The sequence below is a fragment of the Paraglaciecola sp. QJM3NY_14 genome, assembly GCF_056173245.1.
Genome location: NZ_CM149664.1, coordinates 277,109 through 301,288, shown reverse-complemented (window position 1 = coordinate 301,288; position 24,180 = coordinate 277,109). Strand labels below are relative to the sequence as shown.

General features: G+C 44.3%; 25 protein-coding genes. 9 read left to right on the top strand and 16 right to left on the bottom strand.

From position 1 onward, the window contains the following. Window positions 1–220 precede the first annotated feature (220 nt). Genes AC0VYA_RS01280 through AC0VYA_RS01265 form a run of 4 tightly spaced genes read left to right on the top strand, consistent with a single transcriptional unit; the run spans window position 221 to window position 4,552 of the window. A complete protein-coding gene (locus tag AC0VYA_RS01280; protein ID WP_475489807.1) occupies window positions 221–943 on the top strand; it encodes a methylamine utilization protein in 723 nt (240 codons plus the stop codon). Then, window positions 944–3,280, top strand: a complete 2,337-nt coding sequence (locus tag AC0VYA_RS01275; protein WP_475489806.1) for a putative bifunctional diguanylate cyclase/phosphodiesterase — start codon at window positions 944–946, stop codon at window positions 3,278–3,280. Then, on the top strand, window positions 3,270–4,118 hold the full coding sequence (locus AC0VYA_RS01270; RefSeq protein ID WP_475489805.1) for a DUF3034 family protein: 849 nt from the start codon (window positions 3,270–3,272) through the stop codon (window positions 4,116–4,118). Before AC0VYA_RS01275 ends, AC0VYA_RS01270 begins: the two co-directional genes overlap by 11 nt. Next, window positions 4,118–4,552 carry a group I truncated hemoglobin gene (locus tag AC0VYA_RS01265; RefSeq protein WP_475489804.1) on the top strand — a complete coding sequence of 145 codons (435 nt, stop codon included), beginning with the start codon at window positions 4,118–4,120 and terminating at the stop codon, window positions 4,550–4,552. Before AC0VYA_RS01270 ends, AC0VYA_RS01265 begins: the two co-directional genes overlap by 1 nt. 106 nt (window positions 4,553–4,658) lie before the next feature. On the opposite strand, the gene AC0VYA_RS01260 is transcribed toward AC0VYA_RS01265, so the two are convergent. Then, window positions 4,659–5,132 carry a thioesterase family protein gene (locus AC0VYA_RS01260; RefSeq protein WP_011573184.1) on the bottom strand — a complete coding sequence of 158 codons (474 nt, stop codon included), beginning with the start codon at window positions 5,130–5,132 and terminating at the stop codon, window positions 4,659–4,661. A 128-nt stretch (window positions 5,133–5,260) separates the two neighbouring features. Here AC0VYA_RS01260 and recQ point away from each other — a divergent pair, with 128 nt between their 5' ends. Together recQ and dnaB are read left to right on the top strand one after the other, a co-directional pair. After that, on the top strand, window positions 5,261–7,069 hold the full coding sequence (gene recQ / locus AC0VYA_RS01255) for a DNA helicase RecQ (RefSeq protein ID WP_475491014.1): 1,809 nt from the start codon (window positions 5,261–5,263) through the stop codon (window positions 7,067–7,069). A 154-nt stretch (window positions 7,070–7,223) separates the two neighbouring features. Continuing rightward, window positions 7,224–8,615, top strand: a complete 1,392-nt coding sequence (dnaB, locus tag AC0VYA_RS01250; RefSeq protein ID WP_475489803.1) for a replicative DNA helicase — start codon at window positions 7,224–7,226, stop codon at window positions 8,613–8,615. Between the two features lie 103 nt (window positions 8,616–8,718). Here dnaB and AC0VYA_RS01245 read toward each other — a convergent pair whose 3' ends face one another. The 4 genes from AC0VYA_RS01245 to AC0VYA_RS01230 form a co-directional block, all read right to left on the bottom strand. Then, entirely contained in the window at window positions 8,719–9,825 is a 1,107-nt protein-coding gene (locus AC0VYA_RS01245; protein ID WP_011573181.1) for an OmpA family protein, read from the bottom strand. Window positions 9,826–9,913: 88 nt separating this feature from the next. Further along, on the bottom strand, window positions 9,914–10,351 hold the full coding sequence (locus AC0VYA_RS01240) for a secondary thiamine-phosphate synthase enzyme YjbQ (RefSeq protein ID WP_475489802.1): 438 nt from the start codon (window positions 10,349–10,351) through the stop codon (window positions 9,914–9,916). Beyond that, entirely contained in the window at window positions 10,341–10,805 is a 465-nt protein-coding gene (locus AC0VYA_RS01235) for a chemotaxis protein CheX (RefSeq protein ID WP_006993004.1), read from the bottom strand. The genes AC0VYA_RS01240 and AC0VYA_RS01235 overlap by 11 nt, the downstream gene beginning before the upstream one ends. A 49-nt stretch (window positions 10,806–10,854) precedes the next feature. Beyond that, window positions 10,855–11,286 (bottom strand): transcriptional repressor, encoded by a 432-nt coding sequence (locus AC0VYA_RS01230; RefSeq protein WP_006993003.1) that lies wholly within the window; start codon window positions 11,284–11,286, stop codon window positions 10,855–10,857. A gap of 334 nt (window positions 11,287–11,620) precedes the next feature. On the opposite strand from AC0VYA_RS01230, the gene nudC reads away from it, so the two are divergent. Together nudC and hemE are read left to right on the top strand one after the other, a co-directional pair. After that, on the top strand, window positions 11,621–12,436 hold the full coding sequence (gene nudC / locus AC0VYA_RS01225) for an NAD(+) diphosphatase (RefSeq protein ID WP_011573179.1): 816 nt from the start codon (window positions 11,621–11,623) through the stop codon (window positions 12,434–12,436). A gap of 251 nt (window positions 12,437–12,687) precedes the next feature. Next, window positions 12,688–13,755, top strand: coding sequence for a uroporphyrinogen decarboxylase (hemE, locus tag AC0VYA_RS01220; RefSeq protein ID WP_475489801.1), 1,068 nt, complete (start codon window positions 12,688–12,690; stop codon window positions 13,753–13,755). Window positions 13,756–13,829: 74 nt separating this feature from the next. Here the strand turns inward: hemE and AC0VYA_RS01215 are convergent, their stop codons facing one another. Continuing rightward, entirely contained in the window at window positions 13,830–14,600 is a 771-nt protein-coding gene (locus tag AC0VYA_RS01215) for a S1/P1 nuclease (RefSeq protein ID WP_011573177.1), read from the bottom strand. Window positions 14,601–14,659: 59 nt separating this feature from the next. Further along, the gene (mpl, locus tag AC0VYA_RS01210) at window positions 14,660–16,006 is read right to left on the bottom strand and encodes a UDP-N-acetylmuramate:L-alanyl-gamma-D-glutamyl-meso-diaminopimelate ligase (RefSeq protein ID WP_475489800.1); all 1,347 of its coding nucleotides are present in this window, start codon (window positions 16,004–16,006) and stop codon (window positions 14,660–14,662) included. A 225-nt stretch (window positions 16,007–16,231) separates the two neighbouring features. Here mpl and AC0VYA_RS01205 point away from each other — a divergent pair, with 225 nt between their 5' ends. Beyond that, complete coding sequence (locus AC0VYA_RS01205; protein ID WP_006992291.1) at window positions 16,232–17,203, top strand: class 1 fructose-bisphosphatase; 972 nt, start codon at window positions 16,232–16,234, stop codon at window positions 17,201–17,203. A 93-nt stretch (window positions 17,204–17,296) separates the two neighbouring features. On the opposite strand, the gene AC0VYA_RS01200 is transcribed toward AC0VYA_RS01205, so the two are convergent. The 9 genes from AC0VYA_RS01200 to gspF form a co-directional block, all read right to left on the bottom strand. Beyond that, on the bottom strand, window positions 17,297–18,040 hold the full coding sequence (locus tag AC0VYA_RS01200; protein ID WP_011573175.1) for a type II secretion system protein N: 744 nt from the start codon (window positions 18,038–18,040) through the stop codon (window positions 17,297–17,299). Then, window positions 18,037–18,516 (bottom strand): type II secretion system protein GspM, encoded by a 480-nt coding sequence (gene gspM, locus AC0VYA_RS01195; protein ID WP_475489799.1) that lies wholly within the window; start codon window positions 18,514–18,516, stop codon window positions 18,037–18,039. The genes AC0VYA_RS01200 and gspM overlap by 4 nt, the downstream gene beginning before the upstream one ends. Window position 18,517: 1 nt before the next feature. Then, a complete protein-coding gene (gene gspL / locus AC0VYA_RS01190; protein WP_475489798.1) occupies window positions 18,518–19,711 on the bottom strand; it encodes a type II secretion system protein GspL in 1,194 nt (397 codons plus the stop codon). Between the two features lie 79 nt (window positions 19,712–19,790). Further along, window positions 19,791–20,795 (bottom strand): type II secretion system minor pseudopilin GspK, encoded by a 1,005-nt coding sequence (gene gspK, locus AC0VYA_RS01185; RefSeq protein WP_475489797.1) that lies wholly within the window; start codon window positions 20,793–20,795, stop codon window positions 19,791–19,793. Continuing rightward, the gene (gene gspJ / locus AC0VYA_RS01180) at window positions 20,792–21,484 is read right to left on the bottom strand and encodes a type II secretion system minor pseudopilin GspJ (protein WP_475489796.1); all 693 of its coding nucleotides are present in this window, start codon (window positions 21,482–21,484) and stop codon (window positions 20,792–20,794) included. The genes gspK and gspJ overlap by 4 nt, the downstream gene beginning before the upstream one ends. Continuing rightward, window positions 21,477–21,872 (bottom strand): type II secretion system minor pseudopilin GspI, encoded by a 396-nt coding sequence (gene gspI / locus AC0VYA_RS01175; protein WP_475489795.1) that lies wholly within the window; start codon window positions 21,870–21,872, stop codon window positions 21,477–21,479. Before gspI ends, gspJ begins: the two co-directional genes overlap by 8 nt. Next, window positions 21,869–22,477 (bottom strand): type II secretion system minor pseudopilin GspH, encoded by a 609-nt coding sequence (gene gspH, locus AC0VYA_RS01170; protein ID WP_475489794.1) that lies wholly within the window; start codon window positions 22,475–22,477, stop codon window positions 21,869–21,871. Before gspH ends, gspI begins: the two co-directional genes overlap by 4 nt. 42 nt (window positions 22,478–22,519) lie before the next feature. Then, the gene (gspG, locus tag AC0VYA_RS01165) at window positions 22,520–22,960 is read right to left on the bottom strand and encodes a type II secretion system major pseudopilin GspG (RefSeq protein ID WP_006992299.1); all 441 of its coding nucleotides are present in this window, start codon (window positions 22,958–22,960) and stop codon (window positions 22,520–22,522) included. After that, the gene (gene gspF, locus AC0VYA_RS01160; RefSeq protein ID WP_475489793.1) at window positions 22,960–24,180 is read right to left on the bottom strand and encodes a type II secretion system inner membrane protein GspF; all 1,221 of its coding nucleotides are present in this window, start codon (window positions 24,178–24,180) and stop codon (window positions 22,960–22,962) included. The genes gspG and gspF overlap by 1 nt, the downstream gene beginning before the upstream one ends.

The window sequence follows — 24,180 nt, the reverse complement described above, 5'->3', positions numbered from 1 at the left end:
AATGTAAATGCCTATGTTAGTCGATAAAAAGAATATCCAAAGCAGCAGTTGATGTTGATTTAGCCCGTCTCATCGTTACGGTTAGCACTTTTGAGTTATAAAATAACCTACTAAGTTGGCGAATTTAACGCAATTTTGCGATCCCAAGTGCTTTTTAAAGGTGCATGTGTAATATTAAATTGTGCAAAAAAAGACGCTAAATAATAGGAATCAAGTTCTCATGAACAAGGGACGTACGATTGACACCAAGCAAACACGCTGGATAACTGGTTTCTTCCTGCTCATGTTTTCATTAGTTATTGATATCGCCAGCGCCACACAAGAAATACAGTTTAAGGTCGTTGACCAAATGGGCAACCCTATTGCTAATGCCGTTGTGAGTGCGAACGGAGAACCCATTGATGATATCGCTAACATTGCTGTGATGGATCAAATCAATTCGCAGTTTTCTCCTCATGTTCTGGTTATTCAAAAAAATCAGGCGGTGCGCTTTCCGAACAGTGATGACATTCGTCACCATATTTACAGCTTTTCTGAGCCTAAGCCTTTTGAGATACGACTTTATAAGGGCGAACATTCAACGCCTATTACATTTGATAAGTCTGGCGTCGTGGTACTGGGCTGCAATATTCACGACCAGATGCTTGGCTACATCTATGTAGCTGAAAATGAAGTTACCGCCATCACAGACCAAGATGGCATTGCAAGGCTGCGCACACAAGCAACTGAGTTTACTTTTTGGCATGCTAACTTGTCTGCCAGTAATTCAGAGCGTGTGAAGAAGTCATTCGCCCGAGAAAATGCCCAGAATAATGAAAGCACTAAGCGTACAAGCAATAGAGTAAATGAAATGAAAACAGTGACCTTGACTCTTTTAGAGAACAAAAAAACAGAAGTAAAACGCCGCAAGTTTTCGCGCAAGTTTTCCTCTAGGGAGCAGTAATTGGCCACTAGAAAGCTAAACCAAAGCATATTCCGCCTTGTTGTAGGTTTGGTTGTACTCACCGCCACCATGATACTCATCAATGTATGGACCTCAACGAGCAAGCACGCACAAAGCCAATTAAACAGTGACCTTGAAGTCGCCCAAAACGTTTTTGAGCAAGTATTAGAGAGTCGGGAGGATGTGCTTTACAACTCAGCAAGCGTATTGACTGCTGATTTCGGCTTCAAACAAGCCGTTGCTTCAGGCGATATTCCTACGATCAACAGCGCGTTGTTTAACCATGGCGGGCGGATCACCGCCGATTTGATGGCGCTAGTCTCTCTCGGCGGCAACAACATCACCAGCGTTCCGAATATTCTGCCGACAGAAACTCCCTTTCCTTATTCAAAAATAATACAAAACGCCCTACTGAACGGTGGTGCTGCGGCGCTGCTACTTATCGATAACAAGTTATACCAAGTAATGATGCTGACTATCGATGCGCCGACCCCGATTGCCGTCGCCGTCATTGGATTTGAGATAGACCATGGATGGGCGCAACAGCTCAAAGATGTCACTCAGTTGGATACCACCATACAAGTGCAAGCGGATGGAGAAAATAACCTCACCATCAGTACCTTGCACAGTGAAATGTTAGGGGTAGCTTTAGCAGAGCAGGGACAGACTTTGTCTTGGCTTTCACTGACGTTGTTTAACGATGCACCTTTTGTATCTCGGCAGTTTTTGTTGGAGGAAGAAGGCGATTTTAAAGTAATGATTACGCTGTCGAATGATCTTCATCGTCTATTTGCCGATTTTAACGCTTTGCAGCTGAATATCTTGTTCATAGCGTTACTAGCAATTATTTTGGCGTTATGTTTTGCAGCGTTATTTTCCCGTAAAGTCGCTAAACCATTGGTTGCGCTTGCGGATACAGCCCAGCGCATTTCTACCGGTGACTACAATAAGACAATCGTTGCTCACTCTAACTCTACCGAAGTAACAAACTTAGCCCAGGCATTGGAATCAATGCAATCTAACATTCGCCATCGTGAAGAAAAAATAAGCTATCAAGCACAGCACGATATACTGACTGGTTTGAATAATCGCTACAATATGGAAGCGCTACTTTGCGCTAAATTCAAAGAAAACAAACCCTTTCAGGTGTTAGGCATTAACGTGTTTGGTTTTCGAAGTATTAACGACGTATTTGGTTATCACAATGGCGATATTTGCCTGCAAATACTTGCCAATCGACTACTCGAACATGGTGGGATAGGTGCTAGATTAGCAGGTGGGGAGCTACTTTGGGTGCCTGATGAGCACCTTTCACAAAAGCAGGTCGTACAATTTATAAATAGCTTAGAACAACCCATTGATACGGGTGATTCATCCATTATGGCCAAGTTATCCATAGGCATGCTGAATTGCCCAAATGACGCGACCAATGCCGAAGAGCTTTTCAGGCGTATCAATATCGCACTCGATGAAACGAAACTGTCAGATCAGCCAATACTTGCCTACCAACCGGAGTTTGAACATCGTTATCTTCGCCGCCTATCAATTATTGCCGAGCTTAAAACAGCTTTGCAAGAGCAGCAAGATGAGTTGAGCCTTTTTTATCAACCTAAGTTAAATTTATACACAGGTAAAGTCACTAAGGTAGAAGCCTTGATTCGTTGGAACAATGCCATACTGGGCTTTGTTTCCCCTGAAGATTTTATCAGCGTTGCCGAGCAAGCTGGGTTTATAGGAAAAATTACTGACTGGGTTATCAATCAAGCCATAAAAGACGCGGTTGCCCTCAGGAACGCTGGTATTGAGATGAGTATCGCCATCAATCTATCAGCGAAAGACGTGATGGATCAGGCATTATTGCCTCATATATCCTCGCTCATGGAGGCAAGCCAATTAAGCAGTAAAGCTTTGAGTTTTGAGATGACAGAGAGTGATTTGGTGCAAGAGCCTGCAAAGGCAATTCAACAGTTGCAAGCGTTTAGAGATAAAGGCTTTGAGATAGCGATTGATGATTTCGGCACCGGTTACTCATCCATGGCGTATTTACAATATTTGCCTGTCACTACTTTAAAAGTGGACAAAAGCTTTGTCCTATCTCTTGATTCTCAGCAAGGTGACCAAAAAATCGTGCAAACCGTTATCGATTTAGCCCACAGCTTCGGTTTGAATGTGGTGGCCGAAGGCATAGAAAGTCAAGCGACACTCCTTTTGTTGAAGAAATGGGGTTGCGAGTTTGCTCAAGGGTATTACATGTGTAAACCCATCCCATTTGACGACTTAATCACTTGGCATAACACCCACCAATTAACTAACTGGTTTGAAAAAGATGCTACATAAAATAGGGTTCAGATATGCTAGCGCACTCCTACTTTACCTTCTTAGCGACGTGGCTTATTCCCAAGAAGGCAAACTCATAGGAACCGCAGGTTTAGTGCAATTAGAAGGCAGCGGAGGCGGTGGTATTGTGCCATGGGCAACGCTATCTGGGTACGATAGTCGAGACGAAGTATCTTTTAGTGCGCTTATGACGCAAGTAAATATGGATGATTATCGCTTAAATGTACTGGGGTTAAGCGCGTCTTTTTACGACCGTGTTGAAGTCAGTGTCGCTCAACACCGATTCGATCTAAAAGAGGCGGGTGTCGATATTAAGCAAAATATATACGGCGTTAAGTATCGCGTTTATGGAGACGTCGTATATTCTCGCTGGCCACAAATAAGCGTGGGAATTCAACATAAAGTGCTTGAGGACGAAGGCATTGCTAATGCCGTTGGTGCCAATAAAACCAACGAGGGTACGGATTTTTACATTGCAGCGACCAAAGTTCATTTAGGCGCACTTGCGGGTTACAACACGGTGTGGAATCTTACCGCTAGAGCTACCAAAGCTAACGAAATGGGGTTACTAGGTTTCGGCGGCGCCAACAACGATGACTATGAAATGATGTTAGAAGCGTCTGTGGGTATCTTGTTTTCTCGCAACCTTGCGGTAGGTATTGAATATCGACAAAAACCAGACAATTTAGGCTTAGGTGAAGATGATTGGAAAGACATTTTTATTACCTATATTCCTAGCAAGCATTTCAGTGTGACCTTGGCGTGGGCTGACTTAGGCTCAATAGCCGGCGCTCACGGTCAAGACGGCGTCTACCTTTCTCTTAATGGACAACTTTAATGAATGCTATCAAACCATTATTTGTATTACTCCTTATATCGCTTGCTTTCGGGATGAGTGCCTGCGCATCAAATGCACAACAATCAGTTTATGCTCAGATGGGCGGCCAGCCAAAGGTAGAAGAAGTAGTAGACAATTTCATTACAGAAATCGAATTCGATCCGGTTATTTTCGAATATTTTACGGATACAGATGTTGACCGCTTCAGAGAAAAGCTGGTTGAACATGTATGCCACCTTACCGGAGGGCAGTGTGAATACACGGGCGACACTATGGCCCGTGTGCATGCAGGCATGAACATCACTGAAACCGATTTTAATCGAGGGGTCGATTTGTTTATAAACGCAATGAACAAGGCAGAAATACCTCACCCTATACAGAACAAGGTTTTGGCAATACTGGCCAAGACTCGCAAAGAGATGATTTACTTGTAACCCTGAGTGCTAACTGTACATATTTTTATAGCAAAGTTTTGAAAACGCAGACGTAACGATCGAAGGCAAAGGGGCGCAAACATATCTAGCTAGAGCCCTTACTGAATTACCCGACTAAATAGGTCCCCGTGCCGGAGGCAATATGTTGACCTTTTTCATTATGTAACTCCATTCTACATACAGCTACCCTTCTTCCCCTGCGAATAACGCTAGCAGTTGCTATGAATTCTTCCCCCTTACCTGGGCGCAAGTAATCTACTCGCATATCAATGGTACCGTTGTTGGCCAATGTATTTTTGAACTCTTCCACCTCTTCAGGCTTAAGCTGCTTTATTCCATACATGAGAGCAACCACACTACCTACTGTATCGAGAATGGCAGCGGTTGCGCCCCCGTGCAAAATTTTATGTACCGGGTTACCCATAAGCATGTTGCTCCAAGGCATACGTATTTGCACTTCATGATCAGCTAAGGTTTCAATTTGAAATCCCAGCGCTTGGTTAAAGGGCATACTGGATTGAAAAAACTCGATGACGAATTCAGCCAGCTGCTCTGGCGTTAAGCTTTTGTTATCGCTCATATAATCTTCCTTATTGCGGCGAAGATCCCAATGTGACGAAGTTTTTAGTTATTGGCAAGTGATGTATGGTGTAAAAACACGTAAAATGCGCGCAGAATTTTTGTTTTAGAGCCTGATTTTTGTCCCAAATGCCCCCCGCTACAAGCGCTATCAACAGCGCCCAATCCGTTTTGAAAACGGTTTTCGGTTATGATGAATTTCGTGACGGTCAGCGCGACGTTATCGAAAAGATATTACAAGGTCACGATGTCTTAGTCCTTATGCCTACGGGAGGAGGGAAATCACTTTGTTACCAAATACCAGCTTTGGTGCTTGAGGGGTTAACCATTGTTGTCTCACCTCTTATCGCTCTTATGAAAGACCAAGTAGACGCTCTTGTCGCATCAGGGGTCAGTGCAGCTTATATCAATTCAAACCTCAGCAGCGAAGAAATACACAATGTTTATCGCGGCATGCAAGATGGTCGTTACAAACTCATTTATGTCGCCCCTGAGCGCTTGATGCAATTTGATTTTATTCAGCGCTTACATAGTCTAGAACTCGCCCTTTTTGCCGTTGATGAAGCCCACTGCGTTTCACACTGGGGTCACGACTTTCGTAAAGAGTACCGTCGGCTAGGTCAATTAAAACAACAGTTTCCTACTGTTCCAGTGGTGGGGCTGACCGCTACCGCAGATATCACAACGCGCAGTGATATCTTGCAGCAACTCGCCCTACAGGATCCGTTCATTTTTAAGGGCAGCTTTGACAGGCCTAATATCCGTTACAACCAATTGTTCAAATACAAAGCGACTGATCAGGTGATTCAGTACGTAAAACAACAAGAAGGTAGCGGGATCATATACTGTAACAGCCGCAAGAAAGTTGATGATTTGAGTATTGCTCTTGCCAGACAAGGTATCAACTGTGCCGGTTACCATGCCGGCCTTGAAGGCCCGATACGAGACAAAATCCAACGGGACTTTATTCAAGATAACATCGACATCATTGTGGCCACTGTCGCATTTGGTATGGGGATCAATAAATCCAATGTGCGCTTTGTAGTTCATTTCGATTTGCCACGTAGCGTGGAAGCCTATTATCAGGAAACAGGGCGCGCCGGGCGAGACGGTATGCCGGCAGAAGCATTACTTTTGTTTGATGAAAAAGATGCTGCACGGATACGCCAATGGATTGGTATGGGTGATAACCCCGAACGTCTAGATATCGAATTGCAAAAATTTGCCGCTATGGAGGCGTTCGCAGAGGCTCAGACCTGTAGGCGACAAGTCTTACTCAATTACTTTTCCGAGTACTCAGCCCATGACTGCGGCAACTGTGATATTTGCCTCGATCCGCCGAAGCGATTCGATGGGACTGTGCCGGCGCAGATGGTGCTGTCGTGTATTTATCGTTTGGGACAGAATGTCGCCAGCCAATATGTCATTGATGTATTACGTGGCAAAAAGCTCAAACGCATTGTTGAGCAAGGTCATGATAGCCTCAGTACGTTTGCTATTGGTAAAGATAAGTCTGATGCGCACTGGCACAACATAATTAATCAGCTCATCCACAAAGGTTTTCTGCGCATCGACATTACACAAAGCGCCGTGCTTAAACTAACTGAGGAAGCCAGGGGTGTCCTTGCAGGTAAATTAGAACTGGCATTAGCGGTGCCGCGTCTGACAATTGATTCAGGTAAAAAATCAAAGCTCAAAGAGATGAACTACGATCGTAAATTGTTTGCCAAGTTAAAGCATTTACGAAAGTCCATTGCGCAAAGGGAAGATGTGCCGCCATTCGTCGTTTTCAGTGACGCAACTCTTGCAGACATGGCCGATAAGCTGCCTCAGTCTAAAACCGACTTTTTAGAGGTCAATGGGGTTGGTCAAACCAAGCTAGACCGTTATGGCAGCGAGTTTCTAGCTGTAATATCTGCTTATTCGCAAGATTTGTAGTGCTAAAATAGTCGATACTTTGGCGAACAAAAATACTTTTTTATAACCGTACTTTCATCGTTAACCACATACCTTACCGCGTTATCTTACCTTTACTAACAGGGGTAATTTGGCGCATACTAGCCACCTGTTCTTGAGGATAAATGTACCTTCTGTGAAAGCCGTTTCAGCAAAAAATAAAGATCAAAAAGTCGAAAAACTTAAAGTTCCTCCGCATTCCATTGAGGCAGAGCAATCTGTGCTGGGCAGTATGTTGATCGCACCTGACTCCTGGGATAAAGTCGCTGAACTTGTCACTGAGGAAGACTTTTACAACCGCTCCCATCAGGTCATTTATGGCGCGATTCTGCGCTTATTAAAAAACAACCATCCAATCGATTTAATCACTGTTTCAGAAGATTTAGAGAATCTAGACGAGCTTGAAGAAGCAGGCGGTTTTGCTTATTTAGGCGAGTTAGCGAAAAACACGCCAAGTGCTGCTAACGTCACTGCCTATGCCAATATTATAAAAGAGCGCGCCGTCGTTAGAGAGCTAATTGGTGTGGCTCACGATATCGCCGATGTTGGTTATAATCCCGAAGGCCGAAATAGCGGCGAATTACTCGATATGGCGGAAAGTCGAGTTTTTGAAATTGCGGAAAAGCGAACCTCAAAAAACGAAGGTCCACGAGGCATTGAGTCCGTACTAACAAAAACCATTGACCGCCTTGAAGAGTTAGTTAAAAACAATAAAGAAGTGACTGGTGTCTCTACCGGATACACTGATTTAGATAAGAAAACCAGTGGGTTACAACCTTCAGATTTGATAATAGTTGCCGCGCGTCCTTCCATGGGTAAAACCACGTTCGCTATGAACTTGTGTGAAAACGCTATGTTATTGGAAGAAAAGCCAGTTTTGGTATTCAGCTTAGAGATGCCCGCCGAACAGATCATGATGCGTATGCTTGCCTCACTGAGCCGCGTAGATCAAACCAAAATTCGTACCGCTCAATTAGATGATGAAGATTGGGCCCGCATGTCTAACACTATGGCAATGCTCAAAGACAAAGATAACTTATACGTCGATGACTCATCCGGTCTGACACCAATGGAAGTGCGTACGCGTGCGCGTAAATTGGCGCGCGATCGCGGTGGTATTAGCCTGATTATGATCGATTACCTGCAACTGATGCAGGTGCCGGGCTTGAGTGACAACCGTACTCTAGAAATCGCCGAAATTTCTCGCTCGTTAAAGTCTCTAGCAAAAGAGCTCGAAGTGCCGGTCGTTGCACTTTCGCAGCTAAACCGTGGACTAGAGCAGCGTTCAGATAAACGCCCCATTAACTCGGATTTGAGGGAATCAGGGTCAATTGAGCAAGATGCCGATTTGATCATGTTTATTTATCGAGACGAAGTGTATAACGAAGGCAGTGAAGACAAAGGCGTGGCTGAGATCATTATTGGTAAACAGCGTAACGGCCCTATTGGTACATCAAGACTTACCTTCCAAGGTCAGTTTTCTCGATTTGACAATTATGCTGGGCCGCCCAGGGACGACGAGTATTAATCTGCCGCATCCAATCTAGCTATACAACTGAATCGCAGACATAAAAAAGGAGGTGAATATCACCTCCTTTTTTTGTGCTCGAAACTCTTATAAAACGAACTAATTACTTAGTTAGTTTCTCGCGCTTAGAAGCACTAACGCGCGCTACGATGCGACGGTTAATTTTGTTAGCTTCTTTAGCTGTAGGTGCGTCAAGCAATTTGCTTTCACCGAAACCAACCGCTGTGATGCGAGCAGGTTTGATGTCGTAATCTTCAATCAATACCATACGTACCGCTTTTGCACGCTCTTCAGACAACCACTGGTTGTAGTCGCTTTCACCAGGAGCTGACGCGTAACCTTCGATTACAGTATCAGTTGAAGGGAAGCGCTTCATGAATGCTGCGAAGTCACGGATGTCGCTGTTCGCACGGTTTGCAATTTCTGCACTGTTGTTAGCGAACAAAATGCGTAAGGTTTCTTCAACTTCAACTTCAGTAAAAATGCTACAACCCGTTGCATCTACTTGGTCTGTTGAAGGCGTGTTTGCACACTTATCTTTGCTATCTACAACGCCATCGTTGTCTGAATCAGATTCAGTCATTGCAGCAGCAAGTGCACAGCCCATAGCGTCAACTTTAACGCCAGGTGCAGTACCAGGACATTTGTCCATGCTGTTGTTTACGCCGTCGTTATCAGAATCGCGAGTCACTGGAGTAGATGTTGTACCGAAGCTATATGCCAAACCAATTTTTGCGCTTACGTCATTGTATGCTTCACCGAAATCGTGATACGCAGCGATTTCGGTAATAACACGCCATTTGTCATTGATAGCCCAGTGCTTACCAATACCAACATTAGCTAAGCGAGAACTATCAGCTAAATCAAGGTGTTTGACACCTGCGAACACATACATTAAGTCGTCAGGTAAAAAGTACATGGCGTCGACACCAAAGCGGTTACCAGACTCGTCGCCTAGGCCATTAGTTTGGTCAATGTTTAAGTGTGACCATTCTAATCTTGCAGCCCACTGAGGCTTGAAGCGAAAGCCTAGCTCGGCACCAAAGCCAACACCGTCATCATAAAATGTAGGCGCGCCATCTAGCTCACCATCAGTTTTATAATATTCACCGAAACCACCTACCCATTTGTCGCCTACTGGCGCAGATTGTGCGAAAGCGCCACTGGTAAAAGCAAGTAAGATACCCATGGCTGTCATGGTTTTTTTCATAATAAACGTCCTTAATGTAATGTGTTAATCATTCGATATAACGACCGACTTAACGTCGATATATATTCTGATTCAGTGTGTAAAATATTTATTGGCCGGTAATTGTTGCAATCACGCTACGCTCACCACCATGATTTCTATGCTCTCCCAAATATATTCCTTGCCATGTACCCAGTGCTAACCTTCCGTTTTGTATAGGAATGGTAATGTTGCTACCAAATACACTGGCTTTAATATGTGCTGGCATATCATCCGAACCTTCATAGTTATGCAGGTAATATGCCGCATTCTCTGGAATAGCTTGATTAATGTGACTCTCTAGGTCTGACCTGACTGTTGGGTCTGCATTTTCATTAATCGTCAAACTGGCACTTGTATGCTGAATAAACAGATGCAGAATGCCAATATTTACCGTCGTTAAAACTTCTAACTGCTTCTCTATTTCATCTGTGATGAGATGAAATCCTCTAGGTTTAGCACGAAGGCTTAACTGAAATTGTTGCCAAATCGGTAAACTATTTGTCAAAACACATCTCTAAATACACTTTGCCGTGTTCATTAGCGAATGGCATGATCAATTTACGACCAGATGCCGTGTGACTTAGTGTATGATTTTTACCGAAAACTACAACCGGTGTTGCCATACCAAAATTGTAACCAAGTTTAGCTAATTCGTTTTTTGCACCACCACAAATCATATTGGTGATTTCACCAACCATATCGGCCACGTCTTCATTGACCGATTCTAATTGCTCTCCGAGCATATTATGCATAACTTTGAGCGCAATGCTGGTTTCAAAAGTAATTGATAGTGACCCTTTTACATCGTCACCAACCATACCAATTAAACCAGACACATCACCTTTCGCCGCAGAATCCGTTTTCTTCTGTGGCTTGCCTGGCACCAACTCTAATTGCGCCATGGTACTGAGAACGTTGCGTAAAGCGGCAATGAACGGATTTATAAACTCTGCATTCATTTTTGCCATACTTCCTGTCGATTACTAAGTATCTGCACTGCCTTGAACATTATTGGCATGCTGTACACAAACCATGCGCCTCAATAGTTTGTTTTGAAACCTTAAATCCATGGGACTCAGCATGCTTGACTAAGGTATCTTGCAACCCTTCAGACTGAATCTCTTTAACCAAACCACAATTATCACAGATTAAAAACTGCACTGGATGGCTGCAACCAAAATGATGGCAAGCAACAAATGCGTTAGTCGACTCCAATCGGTGGATCAGACCGAACTCAAGCAAAAAATCTAAAGTACGGTAAACAGTCGCAGGCTTGGCATTCGTTTCCGTTTCTTTCAATGTATCAAGCAAGTCATAGGCGCCAACAGCCCCTTCTTTTTCTAACAACAGGGCGTACACTGTTTCTCTTAAATGGGTAAAACGTGCACCTTTTTGTTCACAATATTGACGTGCTTTTTCTACTTGCGATCCAATACTCATCTTTATGCTGCAGGCCTTCCAGTTAATCAAGCTGTCCTTTAAACGTAAAAGAATAGCGCTCAATCAGAGTTATCTGATTATTTTAGCGAAGTATATCACTCATCTAATAGGGTTTGTATGAATAGTAGCTTGATTTACTTCATAAAGTTGAGGAATTAGTACACATAATGAGTATCATTGTGGACAAGCATTTCTTAACGAAAGCTGAACCAATCCGTTTTAGGCGCAAAATGATAAATCGCTAAGATGTAATTTTTGCATTCTTTCCTACAAAAACGTTCATCGTGTAGGTAGCAGTATCATTTTAGTGCCGATGAATAAGTGGTAAAAATCTATGATCAAACAAAATGTAAACATCAATGTTGATACCCCAAGCATCTGGTTTATTTTCAGCGCCGAAAAACTGTTAGTGCCTACAAAGCAGCCTGGTCCAATTATCGAAACATGGAAAAAGCTAGAATTTGCTCATGCATATGAAGAGCAAGTTGTGCAGGTAGGGGAGCATAATGGACAAGTTTGCTATCTCGTCGATATGGGCAATGAACTCATCGAACAAGCGGGATTACAACTAAGTCACCTCAGATCGTTATTGCTTCATGATGAAATGGATATATTTTCTGTGGCAGCCAGAGCTTGGCAAGTTGCTCTATTTTTGCGTACTCATAGGTTTTGCGGCCAATGTGGCTCTACCATGCAGAAAATAGATTGGGAAATGGCCATGCACTGTCATCGCTGCCATCACAGATGTTATCCAAGAATATCGCCCTGCATTATTGTTGCTATTCGCCATGAAGACAAAATTCTACTGGCACAAGGTAAACCCCAGAAAGAGCGCAATATGTTTTCAACATTGGCTGGTTTTGTTGAAAGCGGAGAAACCTTAGAGGACGCTGTTCACAGGGAAGTATTTGAAGAAGTGGGTGTCGCGATCAAAAATATCAGATACATGTCTAGCCAACCTTGGCCTTTTCCACATTCATTGATGGTCGGCTTCTTAGCAGACTTTGATAGCGGCGATATCAATGTGGATGGGCACGAGATCATCGAAGCCCACTGGTTTAAATTTGACGAGTTGCCGAATATACCACCGAAGTTTTCTATTGCCGGGCAATTAATCGAACGCACGATTGAAGAAATTTGCCAAAACTGAAAAAAACACCAGGCATAAAAAACCCCACTTTGAGTGGGGTTCGAATATTTTAGCGTCTAAGTCTCGTTTTTTCGAGCTTCTTATTGTTAGTTTGCTTTCGCAACATTGTTATAACAGAGTTTCTGGTTATGTTGCAAGTTTTTACAAAATTTAGGTTGATTTCGCTTCTACCTTAAGATTAACAGGGTACAATGTCGGCTTTTTTGGCCTAGGACTGGCGCACTACTTTCACAGATGTATAGAGGAAATTCATGAATTCGTTAAAAAACGATCGTTATCTACGCGCTTTACTTCGCCAACCAGTCGATGTCACCCCTGTGTGGATGATGCGCCAAGCAGGCCGTTATTTGCCTGAATATAAAGCAACGCGCGCGCAAGCCGGTGATTTCATGTCATTGTGCAAAAATGCAGAGTTGGCATGCGAGGTGACGCTCCAACCTCTTCGTCGCTTTGATTTAGACGCCGCTATACTGTTTTCTGACATACTCACTATCCCTGATGCGATGGGCTTAGGATTGTATTTCGAGCAAGGGGAAGGCCCGAAATTCTCTAAACCAATTACATCTATGGCGGACATCCAAAATCTACCCGCACCGGATCCTGAGCAAGAACTGCAATATGTGATGAATGCAGTGCGTACCATTCGTAAAAACTTGCAAGGTGAAGTACCACTTATTGGTTTCTCTGGCAGCCCCTGGACACTAGCCACTTACATGATTGAGGGCGGTTCCAGCAAGGCGTTTACTAAGATTAAAAAGATGGCGTTTAGCGATCCTCAAGCGCTGCATTTATTACTCGATAAACTCGCTGACTCTGTCATTTTATATCTTAATGCTCAAATCGCTGCTGGCGCTCAATCCGTCATGGTGTTTGATACTTGGGGCGGTGTATTATCGCCTCGCGACTATCAAGACTTTTCACTGCAATATATGCATAAAATTGTTGATGGGTTAACCCGTGAAAATGATGGGCGTATAGTACCTGTCACCTTATTCACCAAAAACGCTGGTATGTGGTTAGAGTCCATAGCCGCGACGGGTTGTGATGGGGTAGGCTTAGATTGGACTATCGATATCGACAACGCTAAAGCCCGCGTGGGTGATAAGGTTGCTTTACAAGGTAATATGGATCCATCCATGCTTTATGCCGCACCAGAGCGTATAGAGCAAGAAGTACAGAAAATACTAGCAGGATTCGGTGAAGGCCCAGGGCACGTGTTTAATTTAGGGCACGGCATTCATTTAGATGTTCCCCCTGAAAACGCTAAAGTATTTGTCGACGCAGTGCATAAATACAGTGCTCAGTATCACAAAGGCTAAACATTAGTTACCAGTACATCTAATAAAAAGGCAGCGAATTCGCTGCCTTTTTGCTATCTGCTACTGGCCAATATTTATTTATAAATCTCATTCAAATAAGCAGCAATTCGAATACCTGCCATTTTTAGGCGCTGCTTCGCTTGCGGTAAATGATGGTATAAGTAATCCCAAGATATCGTTTCTTGCGAAGGGTAAATCTCGTCGCGAATTTTCACACTTTCTGCTATCCATACTTTAGGATCAGTTGTGTTCCAGTCATTTATATCCTGCGCGCTAATTTTGCGATTCAATATTGCTGTCCACTCAGTATAAGAAAGCTGACGCTGATCAAGAAGCTCACTATCCCACACCCTGTGCAAGTTAGAATCCTGCCAAAAAAAGTTCACTTTAAAATCATTACCGCCACGGTCAGTGCCATTTCCAGCATGCAAAGGCTGATGCAAATCTCCGATTATATGCACGATAAAGCGTAGTGCGAGTTGCTTTTCTGCTTTGCTGGTCTGGCTGCTGGTTAAATTTGCCGTAAACATTTTTAAAGCCGATACGCCATCCCCCTGCTCAGGTGCACCGACATCTGCATAAGTCTGGCCTTTAGGAATAGTCACATAGTGAAACGGACCTGCTTTTTTCTGCCAAAAATCATCTGGGCTTGAGCGCATTTCATCGGGGTAAGTCGAGGCTTCGGCCAAGTCTTCAGTTGGTAGCAAAGCACTGATAGCTGCTTGAGCCTGTGGCGTGAGATGTTGCTGCGCAATTGCACCTGTTACTCGATGCCCTATTTGCCCCCAAGCCAACACATTGACGCTGAACGAAGCCATAAGAAGGCCAACTATAAATTTATACATGAATGAAAAGTCCTAAAATTTTACTTATACGAAGACAGAGTATTAATAATTGTGTACTTCTACTGTGACAGTTTTTGTAATAGCCGCTGGTGTATACCACCAAATCCACCATTACTCATAATCAACACGTGATCGCCAGGCTGAACGTAAGACAAAATAGACTTTTCTAATATGTTCAAGTCATTGTGCAGTGATGCCGTTACCTCACTTTGCGCCAATAGCGCATCCATTGACCAACTAAGGTTACTTGGCTCATAAATGAAAACTTGGTCCGCCGCAGACCAAGACTTCGCGAGTGTTTGCTTATGTACACCCATCTTCATTGTGTTTGAGCGAGGCTCAAGCACCGCTAAAATACGGGCATCGCCTACTTTTGCTCGCAGTCCTTCCAGGGTTGTAGCAATAGCGGTGGGATGATGTGCGAAATCATCGTACACCGTGATGCCATTGACAGTGCCTAATATCTCCATACGTCGCTTAGCATTCACAAAACTGCCTAACGCCTCAATAGCCACTTCAGGTAACACACCTGCGTGACGAGCAGCAATAATGGCCATCATGGCATTTTGTACATTGTGCAGGCCTAACAGCGACCATTTCACCCTTCCAAAGAACTTACCCTTGTAGATCACATCAAACTCACCGCCATCTGCAGAGCCGTTTTCTGCTTTCCAATCGCTACCAACAAATTGCACTGGCGACCAACAACCTTTATCTAGCACTTGTGTAATCTGGTTATCTGTCTTTGGCGCAATCACTAATCCGTTTCCGGGTATCATTCGGATAAGATGATGAAACTGCTTTTGAATATCTGCGATGCTATCAAATATATCAGCGTGGTCGAACTCGATATTGTTAATCACTAACGTACGCGGACGATAGTGAACAAACTTCGAACGTTTATCGAAAAAGGCACTGTCGTATTCATCTGCTTCGATAACAAAAAACGGCGTTTCACCCAAACGAGCAGAAATATCAAAATTCTGTGGAATACCACCAATCAAAAAACCAGGTGACATTCCCGCAGATTCTAATATCCACGCCAACATACTTGATGTGCTGGTTTTGCCATGGGTACCTGAGACCGCTAATACCCAGCGGTCTTTAAGAACATTTTCCAATAACCATTGCGGGCCACTAGTATAGGGAATTCCTCTGTTGAGTACGTATTCAACTGCAAGATTGCCCCGGGAAAGCGCGTTGCCGATCACCACCATGTCAGGCTGTGGATCAAACTGGTCTTCACCGAAACCTTGGGTTAGCTCAATGCCTAGTGCCTCGAGCTGCGTACTCATTGGCGGGTAAACATTATTATCAGAACCGGTAACTTTATGACCCATCGCTTTAGCTATTGCCGCAATGCCGCCCATAAACGTCCCGCAAATACCTAAAATATGTAGATGCATATAATCTTTTCTGGGATAAATAGGGAGGTAGATTACCAGATTCCTATGCCGGTTCGCACTGACAAGATGACAAATTCATCAACAAGTCTACAAACAGGATTATTCGGTGCTGAGTTTTGCGAAAAATCCAGTTACACTGGTCTTTACGTACTTAGCGAGCATAAAAACAACAATATTCGCCGGTATTTCTGTCCCTACAATCATGATAAAAGGTCAAAATAACACATGAAAAGACTCAACTCGCAACTGCAAGAAGACGGCGCTCCGATGGAGCTCATCCTGCTACTGAGAACACTTTTAGCAGGGTGCAAAGAGATATCATTTAGGGTCAGCCAAGGGGCGTTAGCTGGAGTGTTAGGCTCAACACTAAGTGAAAATGTACAAGGCGAAACACAGAAGAAACTGGATGTTATCTCCAATCAAATTTTAAAAGACATACTCAGTGAATCTGGCTATGTAAAAGCCATATCATCTGAAGAAGAAGACGACGTAGTGGCTTGTAATCCCAACGGGAACTATTTAGTCAGTTTCGATCCCCTTGATGGCTCATCAAACACGGATATCAACAGCTTGATCGGTACGATATTCTCCATTACCCACGCTCCGCAGTGGATGGATGCCGATGATCCATCAGCATTTCTACAGCCAGGTACGCAGATCGTCGCTGCTGGCTATGTGCTATACGGCCCAAGCGCTATGCTCGCACTTAGCACAGGGCGTGGTACGCATTTATACACGCTTGATAAAACCCACGGTGGCTTTTTGTTAACTCAAAAAAATATTCAAGTACCTGCACAAACCTCTGAGTTTGCTATCAATGCGTCTAATCAGCGCCACTGGGAAGACCCGGTACAAAATTACATTGGCGATCTAATTGCCGGTGAAGACGGCCCTAGAGAAAAAGATTTTAACATGCGCTGGGTAGCCGCCATGGTAGGCGATATTCACCGGGTACTTAGCCGAGGCGGCATTTTCATGTACCCATTTGATAGACGTAACCCTGAGATGCCGGGGAAATTACGTTTGCTATATGAAGCAAACCCAATGGCTTTTTTGATGGAGCAGGCCGGCGGCTTAGCCTCTACAGGACAAGGGCGAATACTAGAAGTCATGCCCACTGAGATTCACCAACGAGTACCTGTCATTTTAGGCTCTAAAGAAGAAGTAGAGACCTGTTTGAGCTATTACAAGGCTTAAGCCTCGCTCAAACTGTCTTGCAATAGTTGGTATATATAAAAAAGGCGCTTTTAAGCGCCTTTTTTATATTTGTTACGTATCCTCGCGACAACACTAGAATTTAACAGGATAATAGCCTTGTGCATCTTTCTTACCAAAAAATTGCGCCGCTTGATGCACTTCTTCCGGTAGATTTTCATCTGGTTTAAAGCGGCCATTGATGCGAAATGCCAAGTCACTAGGAATATGCGCAACGGCACTTAACCCAAAGCTATTCGGCTCATTAATCGTCATAACCACTTCTTTGTTTTCACACTTTAGGTTGGCTTCAAAATTACCCAACTCTATATCTTGCTGAGTGCCCTGTACTTTCGCTTTAAGCCATAAACCTTGACCAGTTAGTACTTGGCATTGCTCGGTATAATCCAACTCCTGCAGGGATATTTTGAAACGCCCACTGGCATTCACTGGAATAGGCAAAGGCAAACTAGTAATCACTAAACGAGTAGGTAAGAAAACTTGAACATCTTCACCTTGCACATGTCCATTAGATATCGCCACATGACCTTTAACAGAGATATCGTCCACTTCGCGAATATTACCTGCATCGACATCGATGGCGGCCGTGCCAGTGAGTAACGGCCAAAATGCCAATTGCCATTTAACATCTCGTATGGGTAAACCCTGTAACGTGACGGTATCTGCTTGTCCGTTCCAAATGGTGCCTGAGACTCCGCTGACGGTAATATCAGGTGGTAACTGAACCTTTGCAATCACGTGTACTGCGGGGAGTTTAGCAATCAAAAAAACAACATAAATAATCAGGCAAGCAATTACCCATTTCACAACTAACTTCATGATTTACCTAATTTCAAACGACGAATTTTGACTTGTCCTGGAGCATCGGCTTCAACAATATCTAAATCCAAAATGCTGACTCCCATCTCCTCAAGCGACTTAAGCCAATCTAGCACTCCGTTAAACGGCGCCTGATCAACCCACACTTGCAGCTCATCACCTTGCGGCTGCATGCGCGCAATAGGAATATTAGCGTTCGCAGCAGTCTGATTTGCCGCTTGGGCGAGTGAACCGTTAAATCCTGCGCTTACTCCTTTAGCCGCGCGTAACTGTATTGCACGATTAGCACTTTTCTGAACCCAGCTTAATAATGATTTTTGCGAATCAAGCGCCTTTTGATCTCGTTCGATCGCTTGGTTTAACGGAGACCACACCAACCAGTAAAACATTCCAACGATCACCACCACGGCTGAAATAAGCACCAAGCGCTGTTCTCGTTCGGTCAATTGACTGAATTTTTGCTTAAGGGTATTCATCTTAACTCCTTACCAACAATGAGCCGTAAACCAGATCGTTGCGGTTATTGATGGCGCCCTGCTCTACTTCAAAACCTTGCGCTTCGGCTAAACGCTTGAACAGCTCTAAAGACTCGAAGTTAGCTGCCATCGCTTGCATACGTAGTTCTCTTCTTGATGCATCGAACTTTACGCTAGAGGGCTTTACTTGGCTTTTAGCAAAGGCATTTGCAAGCTGGTCCATCATCACCAGCATAGATGAGCCACCTGTGCCTTGCTCAAGCGCGGCTAACTTGGCGCGCATAGTTGCACGAACATCACGATAAGCCCCTGCGTTTGGGAAGGCTCGCGTAAATTCCGCCTTTATCTGACTGGAAACCAGCGCTCTTTCGCTACTTAATTGCTGCTGTAAAGCAACCTTGTCAATCAACGTTGTGCACAGCGCGACAATGGCCAATACCGCGGCTAAACGCCATTTCTTGAACTCCCCGCCTTGCTTTTTACGCGATTTAAATTCACCTTGCAGCAAGTTGAACTGCGTTGTTTGTAAACCACTTGCCAGTATTTTCATCGGCATATCAACGTGCTGCTCTTGCAGCAGCACGTTATTTAATTCTTGCGAAGACAAACGACTGAAGTTGTCCAGCGACAAGGGAATTGGTTGCTGCTTTGCGTGATGGTTAATGGCCTGAACCAACCAGTTTTTCTCACCTTGAATACCCGCCCACTGATCTTGTCGAATAAGTAATTGCTCACCCAATTCGAGCACTGCCCAGCCAGATGTAGGTTCAGGCACGGCCAAAATGTCTGGCACAATTCGCTCACAATGCAAACCTGCATCAGCCAATTGAGTTCGCCACGCTTGCAGTCGTATTTTACTCACCACAGCAACTGCTTGTTGGTTGTCTTTACGCCCACCGAGCGCGAAAAACTGGCTGTCAATATCGCCGCTGATTTCATCCTCGAGCATAAACGGGATAGCCGATAGTGCTTTGCGCCCGACTTTACTAGGAAGCGTGACCCATTTGAGTAATACATCGCTAGTCGGTACCAGTACTGTGATGGGACGTTGCCCCGCTCGGTCTTTTAAAGACGATAAATGCGCTACACCGGGAAGTTCACCGCTGGCTATGACGTCATCCTCATTGGAAGAGCAGACAATCCAATGGATAACATCGTCATCATTCGAACCCAATCTAACTATTAACTGTTCCATTATGCTAGCCTGCTTTGGTCAATACACATTTCGTTGTCCCCACTGTTCACTGCCGGTGGATTTTCATTTTTAGCGTTTATCATTGTATGCCAAACTCTCTTCGCAGTATGCTCACGTTCTGGCTGTCATCTACGGTGAATACGGTGACCATGGAAAATGTGGCGTTATTATACGTAGTCTTCACCTTCAATAAGAAGTGCTGCGTGGTGACATCAAACCAATCTTCTCTCTCGGTAGGCATGTTTAAAGCTGACACCGTATTCACGGCCAAAAAGTCATCTTTGGTTTTATAACCATCATTTGGGCGATTGGAGATAACATCTTGTGCACCTGACTCATCTAGACCCGTTAAAGCAGCTAGTACCACCACGCTGTCTTCATTTATCGTATTCACATTGATTTTTAATTGATCATCACCTGGTATCACGCAAACCTGCTCTAAAATATCGTCTAACCATTCGTTACTGACGCCATTAACTAAACGTAATTCTGATTTATGCGCCATTAAACTGTTTGCCGCAAGATAGGGAAACTGACGAGATTCATACTCGCTATCTTCTGCGCCCTGTTGACTCATCTGGCTGTCCGCATCGAGCCAGTCGACGAGCGAATCACTAAAGGTATCAATGTCATAGGTACTGATATCAGCATTAATGTTGGTCATTAAACGCTTAAAGGCCAACTGACGCTCGCTGACACCTGAATTTGAATCAGAGCCTGTACTGTTTTGCGCACTTGCTTGTAGGCTATTAATATTAAAACAGCTCTGCATATCAAATAGCTGAGCTTGTATTCCCCCACCTTCAAGTGGGTAAACGAAAGGCTCTGACCACTGCTGGTCTAGATGAATCACTCCGTCGCTATTCTCAAGTAGGAACTTTATCGACTTTTGCGCGTATTGTTCAGCCCCCATGGCATACCAGTAAGCTTGGTTATTGTCCTTGATATTCGATGCGCGTTTTACTTGTAGCTGTAACCTTGAGCCCATTTGCGTTGCTAATACACTTACTAGGGCAACAATCAGCAATACAATAATCAGCGCGACGCCTTTTTGGTGCTTTACAGTTGCAACGCTCAACCTCATGAACTCGCGCCTGATAACAAAAACTCACGGCGAATTAGCCCAAAGTCTTGACTGGTAATTTCTATGGCGACAGCCTTAGGCAAAACCTCATCGCTGTAATCATCTTGCCACGCAGAGTCGCCCTCCTCATCCTCATCAACCGGTATAAAATACACTTTAAAATCATCAATGTTCTCGAGTAGCACTTTCACTTTGGGCTCGTAGCCAATAACATTATCCACATAGTTGCCGTACAAACGCTGTAATTGGCGCTCCTGCACCCGATAACCCACACCTTGTAATGTGCTACGAGGCAAGCGTAGCTGCGGATTATGCCAGCCGCCATGCACAAAAACTAACCCGTCATGATAGCTGTCTAACACCCCGTCACCACCTAGCATGACGCGCTCATTCGCTTCGCCCTCCACTCTAACGGGACGCGCAACAGCCTGTAATATATCACGCTCAAGTGTCAGCATTGCTCGCTGCAATGTTTGTAGTTTCTCAAAACGTTCCGTGGAGAGCTCATCGCTATCGATTACGCTTGTCAGTACACCTGTGCTGGCGATACCAATTAAGGTAAAAATCGCCATGGCAATAAGAATCTCTAACAAGGTGAAGCCGTGCTCTGCCCTACGCTTTACTGAAGTTATTAAACATCCTGCAGGTGAAACAAGTTGGCAAGTAGGGGCGAGAGCTGGCTTACACATCTTCATCTCGCTTAGCCACAAAGGTCACCACAGATGTGATTGGCGCAGATAACTTCGCGTCAAGGGCAACGCTCACCTCCACCGACATAAGCTCGCTATCATTCGTTTTGGTGACTTTTTGCTGCCAATACCATGTGCGGTCTGCCATGGTTTGCTCCCCCTTGGCATTATCTTTTGGGGGCCACTGGCTCGATAACTGTAATTGTGTCAGGCGATTATTCGCCACCCAAGTAGCAAAGGTAATTTCTTCAATTTGGCCAATACTGCCCAGGTGATCACTCGCGGCCTTCATTATGGCGGTGGCTGTCATGGCAAAAATCACTAAGGCAACCATCACCTCTAGCAGTGTCATACCCTTTTGATGGCAGTCTCTGGCAACTGACCTCATAAATTTTCCAACGGCCCTTCTACCGAAACCGGCAGAGAATCTTGTACATTCACTCGAAAATAACTGGCAGCTTCAGACGAAAAATCAGGCTCAAAGGAAAATGCCAATGAAAACGGGGTGATATCACCGCTGGACAATAAAAACACTTGAGGAGGCGGCAATTTTTTCTCTTCTTCATCACCGATACTTATTTCATCATCACTGAAAGACAATTCAGCATCGATAGATGACTCATTAAACAAGCTGTCGTCAGTATCCCAAGGCAGATCGTTTAACGCTAATTCAAAGGTGAACTCATCAGGCAAGGTATGCGCTTCAAAGGTTTTATCACCAGATATAAGCTGCCAGTTTTGCTCCTCATCCAACATCACAAAGCTGTATTGGCTTTTGTCTTCATCTACATACAAACCAAGCTGTTGTTGGTTCAGCACTGCGTAATCTGAGGCCATACTAAACACGACTTGAAAGCGTTGTACTTGCTGTTTAAGCCTGTCTTGCCCACTTTGACCACTGATATTGAACACCACAGTGCCCGCCAAAAGCCCCATAATAACTAACACCAACATCACCTCTAATAAGGTGAAACCACGTTGTATGCGAGTCATAATGCTGTTCGTTTTGTATGAAGCTCTCTGGGCACCTGCAAGCTAGCCTAAATAGTCATTAAGGTTCCAGTTACCAATATCATCATCAGTGCCGGCTTCGCCATCAGGTCCATTTGAGAAAATATCAATCACCCCGACTTCCCCTGGGCTAATTAGCTGATAGGGATTGCCCCAAGGGTCCTCAGGTAGACGCTTGATGAATCCACCGTCTTGATAATTACGAGGGATGGGATCGATGGTAGGAATGGTAACTAGGGCATCAAGGCCTTGTTCACTGGTAGGAAACACGTTATTACGCAGCTTGTACATTTCTAGTGCGCTTTCAAGCTGCTGAATATCCACTGCCGCTTTTTTCAGTTGCGCTTGTTCTTGATTACCTAAAATAGACGGGGCAATCATCGATGCCATAATGCCGATAATTAGTAGAACCACCATGACTTCAATCAAGCTAAAGCCGCGCTGTGTACGTTGTAACGTTTTCATTAAAGATTCACCATGTTGTTTAAAGCTAAAATAGGTTGCAGAATGGCCATTACGATAAACAGCACAATACCCGCCATAGAGACAATTAAAAGAGGCTCGAACACTTTCAAAGATACCCCAACCAAGGATTCAAACTCTCTGTCTTGGTTGTCCGCTGCGCGCCCTAACATTTGCGTCAGCTCACCACTGCGCTCCCCCGATGCAATCATATGCATCATCATGGGTGGAAACATTTTGGTACGCTCTAGAGCCGCACGCAGGCTTGAACCTTCTTTTACATTGACTGATGCACCTTTGACCTCGTCTCGAATGTACAAGTTCGCCAACACATCACTGGAAATTTTCATGCTCTCAAGTAAAGGCACCGAGCTAGAGGTCAGAATACTTAATGTTCGAGCAAAACGTGCAGTATTTAACCCTTTAGAGACCTTTCCCAATAAGGGTAAACCTAGAATAAAATGATGGTAGCGTTTTTTCATCGCAGGTTGTTGCAGCACGCGACTTAGAACAACAGCCGCCAATGCAAAGACCACAATCAATAGCAAACCGTAGTTTTGCATCCATTCACTGACGCTGATCAGCACCTTAGTAATGGTGGGTAAATCTTGCCCCATGTGATCAAATTGGCCGACAATTTTCGGCACCACCACTGTGAGTAATAAGATCACTATTCCCATGGCAAAAAACATCATAAGCGTGGGGTAAACCATGGCTTGGGTTATTTGGCTGCGGGTTTGTTGACGCTTCTCAGTGTAATCCGCTAAGCGATTAAGCACCGTATCTAAGTGGCCAGACTTTTCACCCGCTGCGACCATAGCTCTGAACAGCTCATCAAATACGTGAGGGAATTCCGCCATGGCATCCGCTAAGTTGTATCCCTCTACCACTTTACTGCGTACCGCCATCATCATGTTTTTCTGGCGAGGTTTTTCAGATTGCTGCGCCACAGCCATTAACGCTTCTTCAATGGGCAAAGAGGACTCTACCAAAGTCGCTAACTGACGCGTTAGCAAGGCTAAATCAGAGGCAGAAATTTTCGGTTTGAACAATGAAAACTGTTTGGCGGACTGGCGCTCCTTTTCCGCGACTTGTTCGACTTCTAGCGGAATAAGTTGCTTTTCACGCAGTTGCTGACGTATTTGGCGAGCATTGTCACCTTCTAGTACGCCACTTTTATTTTTACCGCTTTTATCAATCGCTTTATATGCAAACGCTGCCAT

Bases quoted from the DNA above. Each gene is read 5' to 3' on its own strand.
- gspF (WP_475489793.1), bottom strand. From the start codon at position 24,180: ATGGCAGCGTTTGCATATAAAGCGATTGATAAAAGCGGTAAAAATAAA.
- AC0VYA_RS01215 (WP_011573177.1), bottom strand. From the start codon at position 14,600: ATGTATAAATTTATAGTTGGCCTTCTTATGGCTTCGTTCAGCGTCAAT.
- gspI (WP_475489795.1), bottom strand. From the start codon at position 21,872: ATGAGGTCAGTTGCCAGAGACTGCCATCAAAAGGGTATGACACTGCTA.
- recQ (WP_475491014.1), top strand. From the start codon at position 5,261: ATGCCCCCCGCTACAAGCGCTATCAACAGCGCCCAATCCGTTTTGAAA.
- gspL (WP_475489798.1), bottom strand. From the start codon at position 19,711: ATGGAACAGTTAATAGTTAGATTGGGTTCGAATGATGACGATGTTATC.
- gspH (WP_475489794.1), bottom strand. From the start codon at position 22,477: ATGACTCGCATACAACGTGGTTTCACCTTATTAGAGGTGATGTTGGTG.
- hemE (WP_475489801.1), top strand. From the start codon at position 12,688: ATGAATTCGTTAAAAAACGATCGTTATCTACGCGCTTTACTTCGCCAA.
- AC0VYA_RS01265 (WP_475489804.1), top strand. From the start codon at position 4,118: ATGAATGCTATCAAACCATTATTTGTATTACTCCTTATATCGCTTGCT.
- nudC (WP_011573179.1), top strand. From the start codon at position 11,621: ATGATCAAACAAAATGTAAACATCAATGTTGATACCCCAAGCATCTGG.
- AC0VYA_RS01200 (WP_011573175.1), bottom strand. From the start codon at position 18,040: ATGAAGTTAGTTGTGAAATGGGTAATTGCTTGCCTGATTATTTATGTT.
- AC0VYA_RS01270 (WP_475489805.1), top strand. From the start codon at position 3,270: ATGCTACATAAAATAGGGTTCAGATATGCTAGCGCACTCCTACTTTAC.
- AC0VYA_RS01230 (WP_006993003.1), bottom strand. From the start codon at position 11,286: ATGAGTATTGGATCGCAAGTAGAAAAAGCACGTCAATATTGTGAACAA.
- gspK (WP_475489797.1), bottom strand. From the start codon at position 20,795: ATGAGGTTGAGCGTTGCAACTGTAAAGCACCAAAAAGGCGTCGCGCTG.
- gspM (WP_475489799.1), bottom strand. From the start codon at position 18,516: ATGAATACCCTTAAGCAAAAATTCAGTCAATTGACCGAACGAGAACAG.
- AC0VYA_RS01245 (WP_011573181.1), bottom strand. From the start codon at position 9,825: ATGAAAAAAACCATGACAGCCATGGGTATCTTACTTGCTTTTACCAGT.
- AC0VYA_RS01260 (WP_011573184.1), bottom strand. From the start codon at position 5,132: ATGAGCGATAACAAAAGCTTAACGCCAGAGCAGCTGGCTGAATTCGTC.
- gspJ (WP_475489796.1), bottom strand. From the start codon at position 21,484: ATGTGTAAGCCAGCTCTCGCCCCTACTTGCCAACTTGTTTCACCTGCA.
- gspG (WP_006992299.1), bottom strand. From the start codon at position 22,960: ATGAAAACGTTACAACGTACACAGCGCGGCTTTAGCTTGATTGAAGTC.
- AC0VYA_RS01280 (WP_475489807.1), top strand. From the start codon at position 221: ATGAACAAGGGACGTACGATTGACACCAAGCAAACACGCTGGATAACT.
- AC0VYA_RS01205 (WP_006992291.1), top strand. From the start codon at position 16,232: ATGAAAAGACTCAACTCGCAACTGCAAGAAGACGGCGCTCCGATGGAG.
- mpl (WP_475489800.1), bottom strand. From the start codon at position 16,006: ATGCATCTACATATTTTAGGTATTTGCGGGACGTTTATGGGCGGCATT.
- AC0VYA_RS01235 (WP_006993004.1), bottom strand. From the start codon at position 10,805: ATGAATGCAGAGTTTATAAATCCGTTCATTGCCGCTTTACGCAACGTT.